11 protein-coding genes and 5 tRNA genes are annotated in these 17,504 nt (G+C 39.7%); all 16 read right to left on the reverse strand.

Annotated features, from left to right (window positions below; genetic code table 11):
- Positions 1–20: 20 nt before the first annotated feature.
- The 16 genes from QM738_RS16855 to QM738_RS16930 all read right to left on the reverse strand — a co-directional run bounded on the left by QM738_RS16855 (position 21) and on the right by QM738_RS16930 (position 17,354).
- Positions 21–1,118, reverse strand: coding sequence for a hypothetical protein (locus tag QM738_RS16855; protein WP_462277900.1), 1,098 nt, complete (start codon positions 1,116–1,118; stop codon positions 21–23).
- Between the two features lies 1 nt (position 1,119).
- Positions 1,120–2,418: a hypothetical protein gene (locus QM738_RS16860; RefSeq protein ID WP_462277901.1), complete on the reverse strand. Its 1,299-nt coding sequence runs from the start codon at positions 2,416–2,418 to the stop codon at positions 1,120–1,122.
- A 124-nt stretch (positions 2,419–2,542) separates the two neighbouring features.
- Entirely contained in the window at positions 2,543–3,466 is a 924-nt protein-coding gene (locus QM738_RS16865; protein WP_462277902.1) for a hypothetical protein, read from the reverse strand.
- 19 nt (positions 3,467–3,485) lie between these two features.
- Entirely contained in the window at positions 3,486–6,614 is a 3,129-nt protein-coding gene (locus tag QM738_RS16870) for a beta strand repeat-containing protein (protein ID WP_462277903.1), read from the reverse strand.
- Positions 6,615–6,645: 31 nt separating this feature from the next.
- Positions 6,646–9,348 (reverse strand): hypothetical protein, encoded by a 2,703-nt coding sequence (locus QM738_RS16875; protein ID WP_462277904.1) that lies wholly within the window; start codon positions 9,346–9,348, stop codon positions 6,646–6,648.
- A gap of 18 nt (positions 9,349–9,366) precedes the next feature.
- Positions 9,367–12,324 (reverse strand): beta strand repeat-containing protein, encoded by a 2,958-nt coding sequence (locus tag QM738_RS16880; protein ID WP_462277905.1) that lies wholly within the window; start codon positions 12,322–12,324, stop codon positions 9,367–9,369.
- 994 nt (positions 12,325–13,318) lie between these two features.
- On the reverse strand, positions 13,319–13,786 hold the full coding sequence (locus QM738_RS16885) for a DUF4920 domain-containing protein (RefSeq protein WP_462277906.1): 468 nt from the start codon (positions 13,784–13,786) through the stop codon (positions 13,319–13,321).
- A gap of 133 nt (positions 13,787–13,919) precedes the next feature.
- Positions 13,920–14,525 (reverse strand): transcription termination/antitermination protein NusG, encoded by a 606-nt coding sequence (gene nusG, locus QM738_RS16890; RefSeq protein WP_462277907.1) that lies wholly within the window; start codon positions 14,523–14,525, stop codon positions 13,920–13,922.
- Positions 14,526–14,532: 7 nt separating this feature from the next.
- Complete coding sequence (gene secE, locus QM738_RS16895; RefSeq protein WP_462277908.1) at positions 14,533–14,730, reverse strand: preprotein translocase subunit SecE; 198 nt, start codon at positions 14,728–14,730, stop codon at positions 14,533–14,535.
- Between the two features lie 124 nt (positions 14,731–14,854).
- Positions 14,855–14,925, reverse strand: a tRNA-Trp gene (locus QM738_RS16900).
- Between the two features lie 156 nt (positions 14,926–15,081).
- Positions 15,082–16,269 carry an elongation factor Tu gene (gene tuf / locus QM738_RS16905; RefSeq protein ID WP_462277909.1) on the reverse strand — a complete coding sequence of 396 codons (1,188 nt, stop codon included), beginning with the start codon at positions 16,267–16,269 and terminating at the stop codon, positions 15,082–15,084.
- A 125-nt stretch (positions 16,270–16,394) separates the two neighbouring features.
- Positions 16,395–16,466 (reverse strand) — tRNA-Thr (locus QM738_RS16910).
- A gap of 29 nt (positions 16,467–16,495) precedes the next feature.
- Positions 16,496–16,568, reverse strand: a tRNA-Gly gene (locus QM738_RS16915).
- Between the two features lie 72 nt (positions 16,569–16,640).
- A tRNA-Tyr gene (locus QM738_RS16920) sits at positions 16,641–16,723 on the reverse strand.
- Between the two features lie 6 nt (positions 16,724–16,729).
- Positions 16,730–16,802 (reverse strand) — tRNA-Thr (locus QM738_RS16925).
- A 252-nt stretch (positions 16,803–17,054) separates the two neighbouring features.
- The gene (locus tag QM738_RS16930) at positions 17,055–17,354 is read right to left on the reverse strand and encodes an HPF/RaiA family ribosome-associated protein (protein ID WP_462277910.1); all 300 of its coding nucleotides are present in this window, start codon (positions 17,352–17,354) and stop codon (positions 17,055–17,057) included.
- Between the last annotated feature and the right edge of the window lie 150 nt (positions 17,355–17,504).

Below are 17,504 nucleotides of genomic sequence, written 5' to 3' on the forward strand. Positions count from 1 at the left end.
TGAATGAATTATTTATAAGATCATTTTTTATAATACGCAGGCATAAATCGCATCAACCATATTTCACCCCTGCTATTGGTTACAGCAATCTCGTATACGGTGTTCTCGTCAGGTCTCATTTTTTTAGTCAGGTCATATTGCAAAAGATTTTTTCCAGGTACAGCTTCCAGTTCAAATTGTACATTTCCTTTATTTTTTTCTCTATCCCCTGCTTTATAGACTGAAAAAACGAGTTTCTTATCACCACTTACATTGTTATATTCCATTTTCACTATTGCCTGGTGCGCTATTGTAACCTCGGTATTTGATTGGCTTATTTTTATATAAGGAGCCTGTTCTATTATTTTAGTTACAGAATCTTTGCCGATTGTAAACGTCCAGATCTCTGTGGGTATGGCATAGTTCGTACCACTTCGCGCCACTACCTGCCATGCATATGTTTTTCCCTGTTGCAGCTGCTGAAAGCTTGAAGGCATTTTTTCTGAGGGTTTTTGCAGATTAAAATTTATATACGCAGGTTTATTAAACTCCATCGCATCCTTTGCAGCCTGCCCATCTTCTACAGGCACTACTGTCAGGTCATACAAAAGCGGGTTAAACATTTGTATCGGTGCTGGTGGTATCCAATTAAATTGGGGATAGACCGTTTCTACATTTGATTTATCAGCAGGATTTGCTAATAATGGCGGAGCCAGTGGGGTTATCGTTATTCTTATCACTTCATCAACCACTACCACATCTCCTTTGGTCCCGGTTTCCTGTATAACATGATAATTTATAGTGTAGCTCCCGCAAGGAAGGTAATTGCCTGCAAACTCGGTTGCCACATAGTTATACATTACGGGCTGAACATCTTTTACTGTAACCAGTTTCATTCCTTTGCCCATCAGTATTTTTCCTGAACTGGCATTAATAACAGACTGACCTGTTAAAACATCACGCACATCAAGTTGCAACTTCAGCTGCGCAATATCGTTGCTGTTATTCGTGATCAGCATATTCCAGAGCTGGTCTTTAAGCAGTATCCCATTATTAGGCAGCTGCGAGTTAAATGTTATTTGTGCCATTGTGCAAAACGGCAGGCAAATAAAAATTGCTATCAATAATTTTATTCTCATTTTAAAAATTTTTATACCAGCTCACTCTTCCAATTTCTACCGGGTAAAGTGTTTGCTGTATAGTTGGCAAATAAGATTTTTCGTATTGCAATTGCAGTCCTCCTAGTTTCTTAAGATCAGCACTGATTTTTATAGATTTACCCCAGTAATCATTTCCGCTAAGTACATGATTGTATTTTATCCCTCCCCCAAGCCTTAAATATTTCATAATGCTGTAATCCCCATTGGCATCAAGCGTATAATAATCCAACTCGGATTGTTTGTTATAACTATAGCTTCCTTCAACCTGCAGCTTATCAAAGAGTACTGATTGTGATAAGATGTAGTTAATCCCTTTATATAAGACAAATCCCGAATCGGTGGCTTTATTAAAATAGCGGTTATAAATAACAGAGCTATTCATAGCCAGCCCTTTAAAAGTGTAAGGGTATATTAGTGACCCATTTAAAATGTAATAAGCATTCTCTTTTACGGTATTATTATCAACTATATAATATTGCGTTGCAGGATAATACCCTGCATTCACCACTGGCCAATGCGGCATTTTTACATTTATTAAGAAAGATTTAAAAATGGTGCTTGTCTTGAATGTTTTATTGGTTAGTGGATTGGTAAAATCATTTTGCCTGAGCATACCGCTTACATTAATTTTTCTTTTTAAAAAAGATTGGTCTGCTTTTAACTGCCATGATTGCTGGTTAGTATTATATGTGAACAACGTAAAGGATTGAAACTGTTCCCCGGTCTTTCTATAAAATCCGCTGATACGGGTATCTGTTTCCGGAATTATTGTCTGCCCCTTTATATTAACTCCCATATTTGAAGCATCCCCATAATTAAATAAACTGTTGGGTTTATTTTCATTGCCTGCAATAAGCGTAGCAGCGGCTTTTGTTGACTTGGCAGCCTCTATTGTAAAAAAAGTATTTTCGTTTTTCTTAAAGATCATTTCCACGGAATAGCCAAATAATGCAGCTGTGTAATTACTGCTATCTGCTGCTAATAAACCAGCATAGTTATTTTTTCTTCCATTGAATAAAGTAAGTATTACAGCTTTTTTGTCCCTATCTCCCCATCCAATTCTACCTAACAGAAGGTATTGTCCTTTCTGTTTTGTTCCACGGCCAAAAAAATCGCGAAATCCATAGTCAATTTTTCCAGCCGCAAAAGCAGTATAATATGAGGGATTGTATTCCACATTTACACCCGTGAGCATGATATTTTGAGCAGTTAATTCTGTATAGTCTACCATACTTCTGCCAATTCCAAGAGTCTTTGTATAAGAGAGGAACTGTTGCAATTTTTCTTTTGCTGGTTCCTTTACACCATTTTGCTTTGCTATTTCCTGTAGCTGTTTCGGATTGGTGGCTTTATAAACAGCCTGTTTTGCTGCTATGATGCTCTTGGTTATGTTGTTTCTTATACTATCCGATTGTAGCTTTAAACCAGAGATTCGACTTCTCCAGCTTTATCATTTCGGCTTTCTTTTCGTCATAGAGTTTTAAGAATGAAGTATCTACTGTAGGCAAATCAGTAGCCGGCTGAAGAGTTACTAAAGAATCTATTTTAAAGCCTGGCAATTTTTCATTAAAAAACTTCGTTTTGTCAAATGAGGGTGCGTGCGGTAATTTACCTGCTCCAGCAATAGAATTATTAACATCATTCCGGTAAAATATCCGCTCTTTCGCCTCTATCATTTTTTGTAAAGCTTCCGGGCCATTCAACCAGTTTTTTAAAGCCTGGTATTGTTCCAATTGTTTTTTCAATGTCGTATCGATCAGTTTCAGGTAAGGGTTTTCCCATTTTTTTGTTATCAGTTTATTCAATAACTCCTGCTTTATATTTTTTGCAAATCCGTATCGATCAAAATTTAAGTTCATGCTGTACAGATCTTTAAAAAAGGGGGAATTACTTTGCCTGGCAGTAAAACCAACTTTAAATGGATACTTATCTTTTATCAATACATCCAGCCATACTCTTTCCGTATGCTGCTGCAGGTTTTGCTGGCTGAAGGGTGTATCAATTTTTGATCGGTAAAAGAAATCATAGGACACATTGCCATGCACAACAATCCCTTTGGGTTTCGCAGGTTCTTTTACGGCTGTCTCTATTCTTTCTGTATGCGCAATTACCAGCAAGGGTATAAAACTGGTCTTAACCATATATCCCTTACAAGCATCCTTATAATAATTCTTAATGATCAGCCCCGAATCTGTTTTAATGAATTCCGTTGTTTTAAACAATTGCGCTGCTGTATCCTGCACAGGCAGCTGTGTATGCTGGGCGCTGGCCCATTGCACATACAGCGTGGCAACGATAAAGAAGGTTATTGTTTGTAAACGTTTCATTAAATACTAAAAGGGCTGCTTATTTGTTATTGCTAATATTGTTTTTAAGTTGCTCATTCTCTTTACTCAGTGCTTCCACTTTTTTATTGAGCGCTTCCATCTGTTTGCTCATCTCGATCATATACAGGGTTAGTTCTTCTACTTTTTTAAGCAGAACGGTCTGGTTGCTGCCCAGGTCAATACCATTTTTCTCTACTTCTTCAGCAGAAGGCACATCAGGTAAATGTTTATTCTTTAAAAGATATTCTTCCAGCTCTGTTAAAGAAAGTGGCTTGTAAGTAGGCATAAAAACATAATCGGGCCAGCTGGCGACATCTACTTTCACTTTTCGTGTACGGATCCCTGTTTCCACATATAATTTATAATCTGTACCAGTGGTATTAGCTGTACCGATACCAACGTTTCCATCTTTATTGATGTTAAAAACATTTTCTTCTGTTACATAGCCAATTGTTGGCGATACATTTTTATTTACCCTGAAAAGATCACCGGTTTGGCTTTGTGCTCCCATTACACTAAAAGGTGTGAGCGTAGGATCAAGGGTAATGGCATAGTTTCCCTGTGTAGTTGCACCAACACCGCTGTTTTTATTATTTGCAGATGTAGCTAATGACCATATACCAGAGCGCCAGTTGAGAGGGCCATAGTTATCAATAATACCAGTTCCTACATTGCTCTTTAAAACTATAGAGGTATAATAGGAATTATCATCTCCTTCAAGATACAAGCTAGGGTTAAGTCCATAAGCATGGATTTTATGAGTTGGACTACTGGTGCCAATCCCGATATTACCACTCTTTAAAATAGTCAAAGCATTACTACGGTGAGTATCATCCGTGCCATTACCTATTGTAAATAACCGATCATTATTAACAAAAGAGTTGGTAGAAAGTGGGCTAACATCTGTATTGAATATACCAGTGGCATACTCGCCATACGATCTTGCAATTGTTTGCGTGCCGGTAGCCATCGAATAATCGCCGCTGGCCGTGGTATTAGATCCTATGGATACAGAACCCGAACCGGTAGATCTTGCCAGGTAACCCATTGCAGTTGCATAAGTAGCAGAAGCAGTTGTATTATAACCTATAGCAGTTGCAAGATCTCCGCTACCAGTAGCATTATAACCAATAGCAGTTGAATTGGCCCCGGTAACAGTAGCTGCTATACCCAATGCAACACTTTGACGGTTGCTTCTGAAAACACCCAGCGTATTATTGTTTGCTTTTATTACAAAGTCTTTATCATCGGTAGTACCAATAAAGTGAGTGGCAGGATCTGTTAATGCATTACCGGTAAGGCTCCAGCCACCTGTGCCGCTACCGCCCAGAGAAGAAGCGCTCCTGTAATAAAGATTACCATTGGCATCGGTTGCCACAATCCTATCTACTGAGTTATCATTGGTTAATCCGGCAAATCTAACGGTACCGGTTGTATGCAGTTGGGCTGTTGGGCTTGTAATGCCAATTCCCACATTACCATTATTGTCAATCCGCATTCTTTCATTTGAAGTTGCAGTTCCGCCAGTAGCAAATCGTACATTTCCTGCCGCATTATAGGCCACCAAATTAATGCCGCCAGCAGCGTTGGTATTTATTGTTGTCGACTTGGAATTAAATATACCACTACTGAATGAACTGCCAGTCAATCCTATTTGAGTCAGATCATCAGCATCGTTCCGTAATTCCATAGTAGCATAGTTTGCCGAACTAGTTGATTCAATCAATAAGCCGCGATTGCTTCCACCTTGCGATTTTATATGGACAAATGCGGATGGGGTTGTTGTTCCAATACCTACATTACCCGAAGCATCTACATTTATCCTCCTGTTACCCTGTCCATCTGCAATAATTATATTATTGGATAATGAAGAAGATAGTCCTGTTACCTGTCCACCAATAATGGTATTATAATTACCTGTTGTAATTCCCCTTCCTGCATTAGGCCCTAAAAGCAGGTTGTATTGCCCCGTTGTTACATCATTGCCTGCATAATGTCCAAAAGCGGAATTATAACTTCCATCTGTATTAAATTGCAAAGCCGCAACACCTGACGCTGTATTACCGATCCCGCTATTGGTACTTTGTAAAGCAATCGTTCCCAATGCAGTGTTATTGTAACCGGTTCCTGATTGATATAGCGCACTCATACCCACAGCTGTGTTATTAATACCAGTTGTATTATATGTTAAAGCATCTCTTCCAACTGCAGTATTATTATTTCCGGTATTGGCAAATAATGCCTGCCACCCAATGGCCGTATTACTCGTACCAGTTAAATTCTCATTTAAAGTCGTATAACCAACTGCTGTATTATATCCCCCCGTAGTGGTTTTTACCATTGCATTTACGCCAACTGCTGTATTATAAATACCGGTAGTATTACTTGCTAAAGCTGATGATCCAATTCCGGTATTGTAAACTCCTGTAGTATTCGTATACATTGCATGACTTCCTATAGCAGTATTATTATTTCCTGTAGTATTGGAATATAGTGCTTCGTATCCCATTGCTGTATTCTGGTAACCAGTACTGCCAGTTCCGGTTGTAGAATACATTGCATTTACCCCTATTGCAACATTTTGAAAGCCTTCTGTATTTGAGTATAATGACTTATAGCCAAATGCTGTATTATTTGTTCCTGTTGTATTTGCTCCAAGTACATTTAACCCAAAAGCTGTATTTGTTGTTGTATTAGTTCCGCTGCCTTTTCCTACGGTCAATGAATTAACGATCGCATCCAATGAAAACCTGGAAGTTCCATTCACATCAAATTTATACCCGCCATCAGAACTGGTACCAACACCGATATTCCCTGAATTATAAACAATAAATCTTGGCGTTCCTGCTGTATTATCAACGATCCTGAAAGAACCAGCATTGTCGGAATTGATAAAATATTCCCGTCCCGAGGCGGATGTATTCAGCAAATACAATGAAGCACTACTCAAACCACTATTACCACTGTGAAATATTTTTACTGCACCGCCAATTGACAATTGGTAATTACTGCTGGTAGTAGATTGAATAGCAGCAACCCCTGTACTGTTCAATGTATTATCGGTACTGGTGGTTTGTGCAGCAGCACTTGCTGCAAACAAGAATATTGTACCAGCTAATAGAAACAATTTATAGTTGCCCAGTTTCATTAAAATAATTTTTAAAATATTATTGCTATTGTTATTTATTTTTTTTCTTCTTCAAAGCCTGGTTCTCTTTTGTCAATGCATCCACCTTCTTGCTCAATTCTATCATATAAAGCGTTAGCTCTTCCACCTTTTTTAATAAAACAGATTGATTACTACCGAGGTCGACACCATTCTTTTCAACCTCCTCTGCACTAGGTACATCAGGCAGGTGTTTGTTCTCTAAAAGGTATTTTTCCAGGTCCGTTAAAGAGATCGGTTTGTAGGAGGGTGTAAAGACATAATCGGGCCAGCTGGCAACATCCACTTTTACTTTTCGGGTACGGATCCCTGTTTCCACATACAATTTATACTCTGCGCCGGTGGTATTGTTAGTACCGATACCAACGTTACCATCTTTATTTATGGAGAAAACATTTTCTTCTGTAACACCGCCTGTTACTGTTGATATATTTTTATTTACCTTGAAAAGATCATTGGTTTGACCCTGTGCACCCATAACATTTAATGGCACAAGAGAAGCATCAAGGGTAACTGCATAATTTCCATGAGTGGTTGCTCCGATGCCGCTGTTTTTATTATTGGCAGAAGTAGCCATTGACCACATACCAAAGCGCCAGCTGTAAGGACCATAGTTATTAATGACTCCTGTTCCTACCACGCTTTTTAAAATGATAGTTGTATAATAGGAGTTGTCATCGCCTTCGAGATATAAGGTTGGATTAACACCGTATGCATGTATCTTGTAAACAGGATTACTGGTGCCTATACCGATATTGCCGCCTTTTAAAATAGTTAAAGCATTGCTGCGATGTGCATCATCCACTCCATTACCTACTGTAAATAAGCGATCACTGTTAACAAAAGAGTTGATAGATGTTGGTGTATAATCTGTATTAAATATGCCAGCTGTATACTCTCCATACGATCTTGCAATCGTCTGCGTACCGGTAGCCATCGAATAATCGCCGCTAGCTGTAGTATTAGATCCTATGGATACAGAACCCGAACCGGTAGCCCTTGCCAGGTAACCCATTGCAGTTGCATAAGTAGCAGAAGCAGTTGTATTATAACCTATAGCAGTTGCAAGATCACCACTGCCCGAAGCGTTATAACCGATTGCACTTGAATTAGCTCCTGTAACAGTAGCTGCTATACCCAATGCAACACTTTGACGGTTGCTTCTAAAAACCCCCAGTGTATTATTGTTTGCTTTAATTATAAAGTCTTTATCATCTGTAGTACCAATAAAATGAGTGGTGGGGTCAGTGCCTGCATTACCACTAAGGCTCCAGTTTGTTGAACTTCCTCCCGAAATACTTGTCCATGTTGGCGGAGCGCCGGCACCGGCACTCGTTAATACTTGCCCGCTGGTTCCGGCAGCACTGTTGAATAAAACAGCGCCATTTTCGTTTATACGCATACGTTCTACTTCCGCATTGGTTGTTGAGCCGGAGCTGCCTGCAGGAGTAGTGTAAAAAGATAGATAACCTCCAGAAGCAGAGCCGGTACTTTTGCCTGCTTTGAATATCAAAGGCATACCGGCAGCATTCGCTCCGCTACCGTCTGTGGTTCTGATAGATAAACCGCCATAACTGGCCGCCAGGCTATTAGATAAGCCACCCCCCAAAACCATATCAGTGATAAAACCTCCCGCAAGGCCATTGCCAATAAGCAGCTGGTTAGATCTGTCAGCAGAAAGATTAGCCCCTATAAGAAAGGTATTATTATTATTTGCAGAGTTATTGTTATAACCAATATTTACTAAACCTCCGTTTAGGTACAATCCCCCTGAGAAATATCCTGCATTTGAATTAGCAGCCCCAATAGCAGTGATATAATTCTGTCCATTATCAGATGCTCCACTACCAATTAAAGTGGAAGCAAATCCTGTAGCTTGTGCACTACTCCCCATTGCTACACTTGACTGTGCTGCTTTTGTGTTATATCCAAAAGCAATACTTTCATTTCCTGTTGTAATTGCAGCAGATCCGAAAGCCGCTGAATAATTATGAGCTCCTACTGATGCACTATTACCGAATTTTTCAGAGCCTGAGCCTGTTCCAGGAGAAGTGATATTTCCTGATACCAGTGCATCACCATTTACCTGCAATTTTTGTCCGTTATCTGTTGTGGTGCCAATTAACCAGTTAGGGCCAATTATTCCCCTGATGCTACCACTCGTAGTTAAATAAAATTTACTGTCATAGTACTGTATAGAATTATTAGGACCAGTTTGTCCCAACCAGTTAAAATATAAAGTTGGATAATACTGACCCGAAGGTGAATTGATCCACAACTCAGCATTTACTGAAGAAGGCGCAATAGCAGTATTACCCAATTTCACGGATCCATCTACATGTAATTTATCAGTTGGAGAAGTAGTACCAATACCAACATTACCGCTATTATTAATTATAAACCTTGGCGTACCTGCCGTGTTATCCACTATCCTGAAAGAACCTGCATTATCAGAATTGATAAAATATTCCCGTCCCGAGGAGGATGTGTTCAGCAAATACAATGATGCACTGCTTAAACCACTATTGCCACTATGAAATATTTTTACTGCGCCACCTACAGATAACTGGTAATTACTGCTGGTGGTAGACTGAATAGCTGTAACACCAGTGCTGTTCAGCGTGTTATCGGTACTGGTAGTCTGTGCAGCAGTTTTTGCAACGCATAAGAATACAATGCCGGTTATAAAAAAAAGTTTACAGTTGATCAGGTTCATTGTAACAGTTTTAAAGTATTATTGATTACTGTTGTTTATTTTTTTCTTCAGTTCCTGGTTTTCTATACTCAATGCTTCCACCTTCTTACTCAACTCGATCATGTACAAAGTCAGCTCCTCTACTTTTTTCAGCAACACAGTTTGGTTGCTGCCCAGGTCAATTCCGTTTTTTTCTACTTCTTCTGCAGAAGGCACGTCAGGCAGGTGTTTGTTCTTTGAAAGATATTCTTCCAGTTCTGTTAAAGAGAGTGGCTTGTAGGTGGGCATAAAAACATAATCAGGCCAGTTGCCATTTAATTTAACTGTGGCTTTAGTAAAAATTGCCGATCCATTTACTGCCAGCAGGTTGTTACCAGCTTGCGCTTGATTAGTTGTACCAATCAAAACCTTGCCTTCTTTTGTGATTGTTACAAGGTCAGTGCCGCCATTATCAAAAGAAGCCAGGTTAGTATTAGCATTTGTTAAGGGATTTACTACAGTAAACTTATGAGCAGAAGTACCTGAAGCAACATACAGATCTCCCAGCGGCTTATATTCAATGGAAGGCCTGTCGATATTTATTTCAGTCTGAAACCAGTTTGCTCCGCGTAACCGTAACGCACTTACATTTTTTGCAATTACCTGCCCGGAAGCTGCAAAATCCATATCAATTCCGGCTCCGCTGTGTATAACATTGTTATTGCTATTATACCATAAAGAAGGCATCGCACTGGCCGCATCTCTAAACCACCAGCTTCCCTGGTTGCTCACCTCAAACAAATTTGACAATTGATTACCCCATGTAGAGTTTCCACCATTAATAGAAAAAATTGTCTGGATACCACTTGTTCCTATTGGAGTTTTAAATGATGCTGACCCCGTGTTGGAAATTGATATTCTTTCTATGCCATTTGTTTTAATTGACAAAGATTTATTGTCGGTTGTACCAATAAAATGAGTGGAAGGATCGGTACCTGCATTACCACTAAGTCCCCAGCTACCCGTGCTGCTGCCTCCAAGAGAAGAAGCATCCCGATAATAAAGATTACCGTTGACATCAGTTGCCACAATTCTGTCAACCGAATTATCATTAGTTAAGCCCGAGAATCTAACGGTACCGGTGGTATGCAATTGAGCTGTTGGTGATGTTATCCCAATTCCAATACTGCCTGCAGGTGTCGGTGGTGCTGTTTCGGAAAAATAATTATAGGTCAATCCTGTTCCAAATAATACATTACCGATATTCAATTGCCCTGAGCCCGATACGTTCGGGAATGTGGTTCTTTCACCTATCGCAATATTATTTTCGCCAGATGTTAAATTATCACCTGCACTTACACCTATAGCAATATTATGGCTGCCACTGGTATTGTTCAGTAAGGAATTCAAACCTACAGCAACATTAGAGCTGCCGGTAACATTGTTGTAAAGCGCCTGGGAAGCTACTCCAATATTATTTATACCGGTAGTGTTTAAATTGAGCGCATTGGGTCCCAAACCAACATTATAATTTCCGGTTGTATTTGATTGAAGCACCAACAATCCTAACCCGATATTAGCTCTACCTGTGGTATTATTATATAATGCACTTACACCCATTGCTGTGTTTTCATTTCCAGTGGTATTATTGTATAAGGCATATGTCCCCACAGCTGTATTATCGTTACCAGAAATATTGGAATACAAAGAATTACTTCCCATTGCAACATTATAAGTGCCTGTTGTATTCGAGTACAATGACTTTAACCCAAAAGCATCATTCAAATACCCGGAAGTATTAGCATGTAAAGCATAATAACCATAGGCACTTATCATTCCTTTACCATTCCCTGTAGGATTTGAACTTGCTGGATTTAATGCGCCGATCCCAAAAGAAGTATTCCATTGATTTTCACTTAACAAGCCAGATTGTATACCATTTCGTCTAAAAATAATATCCTTATCATCTGTGGTGCCAATAAAATTAGTGGCGGGATCCGTTCCGGCATTGCCGCTAAGGCCCCAATTTCCCGTGGTGTTGCCACCCAAAGAAGAAACACTCCTGTAATAAAGATTACCATTCGCATCAGTTGCTACAATTCTGTCCACTGAATTGTCGTTGGTTAAACCGGAAAACCTAACGGCACCGGTTGTATGCAATTGAGCAGTTGGGCTTGTAGTACCAATACCAACATTACCATTTGCAGCTATTGTCATGCGTGCAGAATTATTAGTACCCAAAACCAATGGGATTGCATTATAATTGAATAATCCCATGCCGGCAACGTTATTCCCTTGAGATACAATATAATTCCATCCGGCGTCAGTTGTTTTTCCAGGAATGTTAAGCAAACAAAAATTGGAGGTGAAGGATGTACCATGTGTATAGGCTGCTAATAAGTTGTTGGTCCAGTCTCCAGATGAGGAGTTAGATAAAACAAAACCACCACGGCCACCTTGATGATTATTATCCAGGTGTAAAAGATCTTGTGGGCCCTCCCCGCTGTTAAGTATTTTCATTAGCGATGGAAAAGATGCCCCAGATAAAGTCCTGTTGGCATCTGACACCATTAATTTCGCTCCATCAAGTGTATTATTGCCTATGATACCTCCACCACTAATATTTACATTTCCGTTTACATCCAATAACTGTGCAGGCGAAGAAGTTCCAATACCAACACTGCCAGTATTGCCTATTACAAACCTGGATGTCCCAGCAGTATTATCCACAATCCTGAAAGAACCTGTGTTATCAGAATTGATAAAATACTCTCGCCCCGAAGATGCTGTATTCAACAGGTACAATGACGCACTACTTAAACCACTATTGCCACTATGAAATATTTTTACTGCGCCACCCACCGATAATTGGTAGTTGCTACTGGTAGTAGATTGGATAGCTGTAACGCCAGTGTTGTTCAGCGTGTTATCGGTACTGGTAGTCTGCGATTGCACAGCGTTGCAAAACAACACTGACAGCAATAAGATGGTCTGCAGTCTGATTTTTATCAGAGTCATAATAACAGTATTTAATGATTTTATATTTAAAATCACTTTGCAGCGGTTACTCTATACCGTTAAGTTCAGGGCATAGCTTACCTGTTAACAGTTTTCACTGTTTTTGTAACTGCAAAAAATAAAATTCACTTGTGCCGTAAGGTTGTTGCGCAACCGTTCCGGATGTTTTGTACAAAGCAGTAGCTGTTGGTAGTATTGCTACACCAATAATCCACTTTAAGTACTGGGTTCCCAGTTGAAAAACATAAATCTACTTGGAGAGTCGGGCAGGACTCATAAGGTAGCTGGCTGGGATTACTATCGAATCTCTTTTGACAAAGAGTTATTATTGATCTGTTGTTTTCTTTTCAGCTTTACCGGGTCATCTTATTTTCTCTGCGCATTGCTGCGTGTAAATCTATTGCGCTGTTTTCAAAAAAACATTGCGGGTTTTACGCAATTATTTTTTTAGTTACTAACATCCTGATGTCAATAAGCAACAATATGCATTATTGTACTCAAAGAAAATTACCGCATCGATTTACTTGTGGAAAAGGTTAGATGGTGCATAGGTAATATTTTTTTTATTATCGCACAACAGCCTCCATATTTTTTTCTCAAACTTTTTTTCTATCGCTTGTGTTACATACAATTGTTAACACAAAAAAAATCTGAACGCCGTAAAATTACTGTGCAGTTATTTTCAAAAGCATCTTCACTGTTTTCTATCATTGCGTGTAGCCGTTTTAGTCTTCACTATATAACAACACAATAAAACCGGGAATAAAATACTGACTAATTTTTCATTTTCCCTAGTCGAACTTTATAAGTGTGCAGTTTTTCCTGATTATCGTGTTGATTTGCCAATAACTGTTTGGTCGAAAAAGACTTTTATGCAGCAACTATGAAGTCTAATGCGACCACAACTAGCAACTAACAGTATGGCATACCCTAAAATAAAAACGGCTCATGGAAAATTCCATGAGCCGTTTTTCTACAACTTGTCGAAAAAATTCTATAACACCAATATCCCCTTCGCCTGCATCGTGATCTCTTTCTTTGGTTCTGTGATTGCAGCGATCTCTTCCTTGCTTTTACCCGCATCTTCTGCATAGTGTTTTTGCATTTCAACAGAAGTTTCTTTTAAAGTTGCTGTTCCATCTACTACCACAGTTTTACCATTAATGGCAACAGGCACTAAAAAAGCATGGTCTTTCATTTTAATCAGCATAGGTCCCTGGGCAGTTTCCATACGCAGCCAGCAACCTTCGGCCTTGCATACTTCCACCACTTTACCTTTTACTTTTACTTCGGCAGATTCTTTACCGGCCATGGATGCCGGCAGGTCGTTGGCGGCAATAGCGCCATCAGCCGTTGTTTTTACGCCAAAGTTGCTGCCTTTTTTTGCAGGCACTTTAGGTGGCTGCGCCATCACCACTGCAGCGCTCATCAATACAATCAAAAAAGAAAATGTTTTTTTCATACAACGTATTTTTTAGTGTGAAAGATCAGGTAACAAATTACTTAAAAATAAAATGACGGTCAAACCGTCCATATATATCCGGGATATCTCTATAAAAAAACATCCCCAGTTTGTTGGGGATGTTTAAAATATCTTAGCCTATTTTTTCTACCTGCATATAACTGAGCTCTACTGGTGTGGCTCGTCCGAAGATCTTTACCTGCACTTTCAGTTTTTTCTTTTCATCATTCACTTCTTCTATCACACCGTTAAAGTCATTGAAAGGTCCGTCGATGATCTTCACTGTTTCGCCAATGATGAACGGTTCGCTCATGGTTACACCGCCTACATCGCTCAGCTCATCCACTTTACCCAGCATTTTATTTACTTCTGCTTTACGTAAAGAAATGATATTGCCTTTAGAACCTTTACCATCTGTTAAAAAGTGCATCACATTGCTTACATTGCTCATGGTCTGTATCATATCATCATGCAGTTTGCCGTCGGCCACCTCTATCATGATATAACCGGGATAGAAATTCCTTTCCCGCATTACCTTTTTACCATTCGCTACTTTATATACTTTTTCTACCGGTAAAAAAACCTGCTTTACAATATTGCTCCAGCCATTACGCACAATATCCTTATCCAGGTATTCTTTTACCTTGCGTTCTTTACCGCTTACCACACGAAGTACATACCATTTGCTCTCTTTTTCTGGCTTATCCGTTTTTTCAATTATGGGTGTTGTTGCTTCCATACAATTATTAGCCTTTAAATAAAGAGTAAATGAATTTCAGGGTGTTGTTGGCAGCAAGATCCATTATCCAAACAACCGCAGTGATCACCAGGGTGGCACCCAGAACGATCATGGTTGATTGCTGTAACTGATCCCAGGTAGGCCAGGTTACTTTCTGCACCAGTTCCTTATAGGAATCTCTGAAATATGCGCTTAATTTATTCATAATCTCAATTTGAAAATTTGATGATGTGTCGATTTGGAAATTTGATGATGTGCCAATTTGATAATGTATTAACACATCTCCAAATTAACTAATCATCTAATTAACTAATCATCAAATTAATTAGCACGGGCACTAGGATTCGAACCCAAATCAAAGGTTTTGGAGACCCGTATGCTACCGTTGCACCATGCCCGTAAAAAATACCCCTTCCGTCCCCTAAAGGAGAGACCTGAAAGCGTATACTAATTTAAAGAACTTTTTAAAGAACAAAGTACCCAAGGCTATTTACCAAAGGTACTTTGTATTATATTTTAAGCTTCCAAACTCCCCCTTTAGGGGGTTGGGGGGCTCTTACTTGATAATTTCAGTCACCTGACCTGCACCTACTGTACGGCCACCTTCACGGATCGCAAATTTCAAACCTTTTTCCATCGCGATTGGTTGGATCAGCTTAACAGATAAGTTGGTGTTATCACCAGGCATTACCATTTCTGTACCGGCAGCCAGGCTAACTTCACCAGTTACGTCTGTAGTACGGAAATAGAACTGAGGACGGTATTTGTTGAAGAATGGAGTGTGACGTCCGCCTTCTTCTTTGCTCAATACGTAAACCTCGCCTTTGAATTCAGTATGCGGAGTGATAGAACCTGGTTTGCACAATACCATACCACGACGGATCTGAGTTTTTTCAATACCGCGTAATAAAAGACCTGCGTTATCACCAGCTTCACCTTCATCCAGTAATTTTTTGAACATTTCCACACCGGTACAGGTTGTAGAAAGTGGTTTTTCCTGTAAACCTACCACTTCGATAGCTTCACCCACTTTAATACGACCTCTTTCGATACGGCCTGTAGCAACAGTACCACGACCAGTGATAGAGAATACGTCCTCAACGCTCATCAGGAATGGTAAATCAACCAGACGTGGAGGCAGAGGGATGTAGCTGTCAACAGCATCCATCAGTTCATTGATCTTGGCAACCCATTTTTCTTCGCCAGCTAATGCGCCGGTTGCAGAACCCTGGATGATCGGTGTGTTATCACCATCAAAGCCATAAGAAGTCAATAATTCACGGATCTCCATTTCAACCAGTTCCAGTAATTCAGGATCGTCCACAAGATCAACTTTGTTCATGAAAACAACGATCTGAGGTACACCTACCTGGCGGGCCAAAAGGATGTGCTCTTTAGTTTGAGGCATTGGACCGTCAGTAGCAGCCACCACAAGGATAGCACCGTCCATCTGAGCAGCACCAGTGATCATGTTTTTTACGTAGTCAGCGTGACCCGGGCAATCCACGTGAGCGTAGTGACGGGTAGCTGTTGCGTATTCAACGTGAGCTGTATTAATTGTAATACCCCTTTCTTTTTCTTCAGGAGCACCATCAATATCATCATAATTTTTTTTCTCCGCTAAACCTCTTTTTGACAAAACATCGGTTATAGCGGCTGTAAGTGTTGTTTTACCGTGATCCACGTGACCAATAGTACCAACGTTTAAATGGGGTTTATCCCTTTTGAAAGATTCTTTTGCCATTGTTTAAATTTTAATATTTGTTTTGAAATTGGGTTTCGTTTATAGTCCCAAACCATCGACTTATAATTTTTTTACCGAACAATTACTAATTATCCATTATTAATTATTAATTATTCATTTCTCTGAGCCATAGGTGAGAATCGAACTCACGACCCCTTCCCTACCAAGGAAGTGCTCTACCCCTGAGCTACCACGGCTGATAAGCACCTCCCTAAAGGTGAATCTGAGCGGAAGACCGGGCTCGAACCGGCCACCTGAAGCTTGGAAGGCTACCGCTCTACCAAATGAGCTACTTCCGCTTGTACCTGGAAGCTCCAGCTTCCAGTCATTTTAAAGAACTCAACACTGCAAGCCGAAGCTTACAGTAACTGTGGGCAGTGGTGGATTCGAACCACCGAAGTCGAAAGACAGCGGATTTACAGTCCGCCCCATTTGGCCACTCTGGTAACTGCCCTAACGGAGCCGAGGAAGGGAGTCGAACCCACGACCTGCTGATTACAAATCAGCTGCTCTACCAACTGAGCTACCTCGGCTTGTACCTGTACCTGGAAGCTCCAGCTTCCAGTCATTTTATTCGAAAGCCGTAGCTTCCAAATACAAAGAACTTCCCGATAATTAAGCCCACACCAAGGCAGCCCCATTTTTTTCGGAAGGCAAAGGTAAGAGAAAATGATTAATACAAAAACTTTGAAAAGGAATTTTTTACGGGCAATCTTTAAAATGTGCATAACAGGGCCCTAATAAAAAACGCCCCCGGGTTATCCGGGGGCGTTTTGGGTATTTTTTTAAGCTGCCTGTTTATCTTTTTTTCGTTTTATCTGGTTAATAACAGAGTCCAGTGCGGTATCAAAACTTTCTTCAAATGATTTTGAAGACTGTTTTACAAAGAACTCGTACCTCGGAATGTGAACTTTTATTTCGGCTATTTTGTCCTTGATGGTGTGCACTACGTTATCCAACTTTAAATACACATCTACTTTGGTGATCCTGTCGTGAAACTGTGTCAATTTAGAAACCTTTTTCTCTACATAAGTTACCAATTTTGAATCTGCGTCAAAATGCACAGTTTGAATGTTTACGTTCATACTTCTGATTTTAATCTGTGAAAAATAATGTGAAAGAACTAGAAAGGTACATTTACAACATAGGCAATATTTTGGGTTTTTATTGGTTTCAATTTGTTTAATGAAGTTAATAATTTGAAACGTATTTTACAAAATAAAATTTCATTAAAA

Source organism: Ferruginibacter sp., from assembly GCF_049840995.1.
In the GTDB taxonomy this organism is placed as follows: domain Bacteria; phylum Bacteroidota; class Bacteroidia; order Chitinophagales; family Chitinophagaceae; genus Ferruginibacter.

What these genes read in the sequence shown, in the direction of transcription:
- QM738_RS16855 (WP_462277900.1), bottom strand. Translation starts at nt 1,118, where the DNA reads ATGAGAATAAAATTATTGATAGCAATTTTTATTTGCCTGCCGTTTTGC.
- QM738_RS16865 (WP_462277902.1), bottom strand. Translation starts at nt 3,466, where the DNA reads ATGAAACGTTTACAAACAATAACCTTCTTTATCGTTGCCACGCTGTAT.
- QM738_RS16870 (WP_462277903.1), bottom strand. Translation starts at nt 6,614, where the DNA reads ATGAAACTGGGCAACTATAAATTGTTTCTATTAGCTGGTACAATATTC.
- QM738_RS16875 (WP_462277904.1), bottom strand. Translation starts at nt 9,348, where the DNA reads ATGAACCTGATCAACTGTAAACTTTTTTTTATAACCGGCATTGTATTC.
- QM738_RS16880 (WP_462277905.1), bottom strand. Translation starts at nt 12,324, where the DNA reads ATGACTCTGATAAAAATCAGACTGCAGACCATCTTATTGCTGTCAGTG.
- QM738_RS16885 (WP_462277906.1), bottom strand. Translation starts at nt 13,786, where the DNA reads ATGAAAAAAACATTTTCTTTTTTGATTGTATTGATGAGCGCTGCAGTG.
- nusG (WP_462277907.1), bottom strand. Translation starts at nt 14,525, where the DNA reads ATGGAAGCAACAACACCCATAATTGAAAAAACGGATAAGCCAGAAAAA.
- secE (WP_462277908.1), bottom strand. Translation starts at nt 14,730, where the DNA reads ATGAATAAATTAAGCGCATATTTCAGAGATTCCTATAAGGAACTGGTG.
- tuf (WP_462277909.1), bottom strand. Translation starts at nt 16,269, where the DNA reads ATGGCAAAAGAATCTTTCAAAAGGGATAAACCCCATTTAAACGTTGGT.
- QM738_RS16930 (WP_462277910.1), bottom strand. Translation starts at nt 17,354, where the DNA reads ATGAACGTAAACATTCAAACTGTGCATTTTGACGCAGATTCAAAATTG.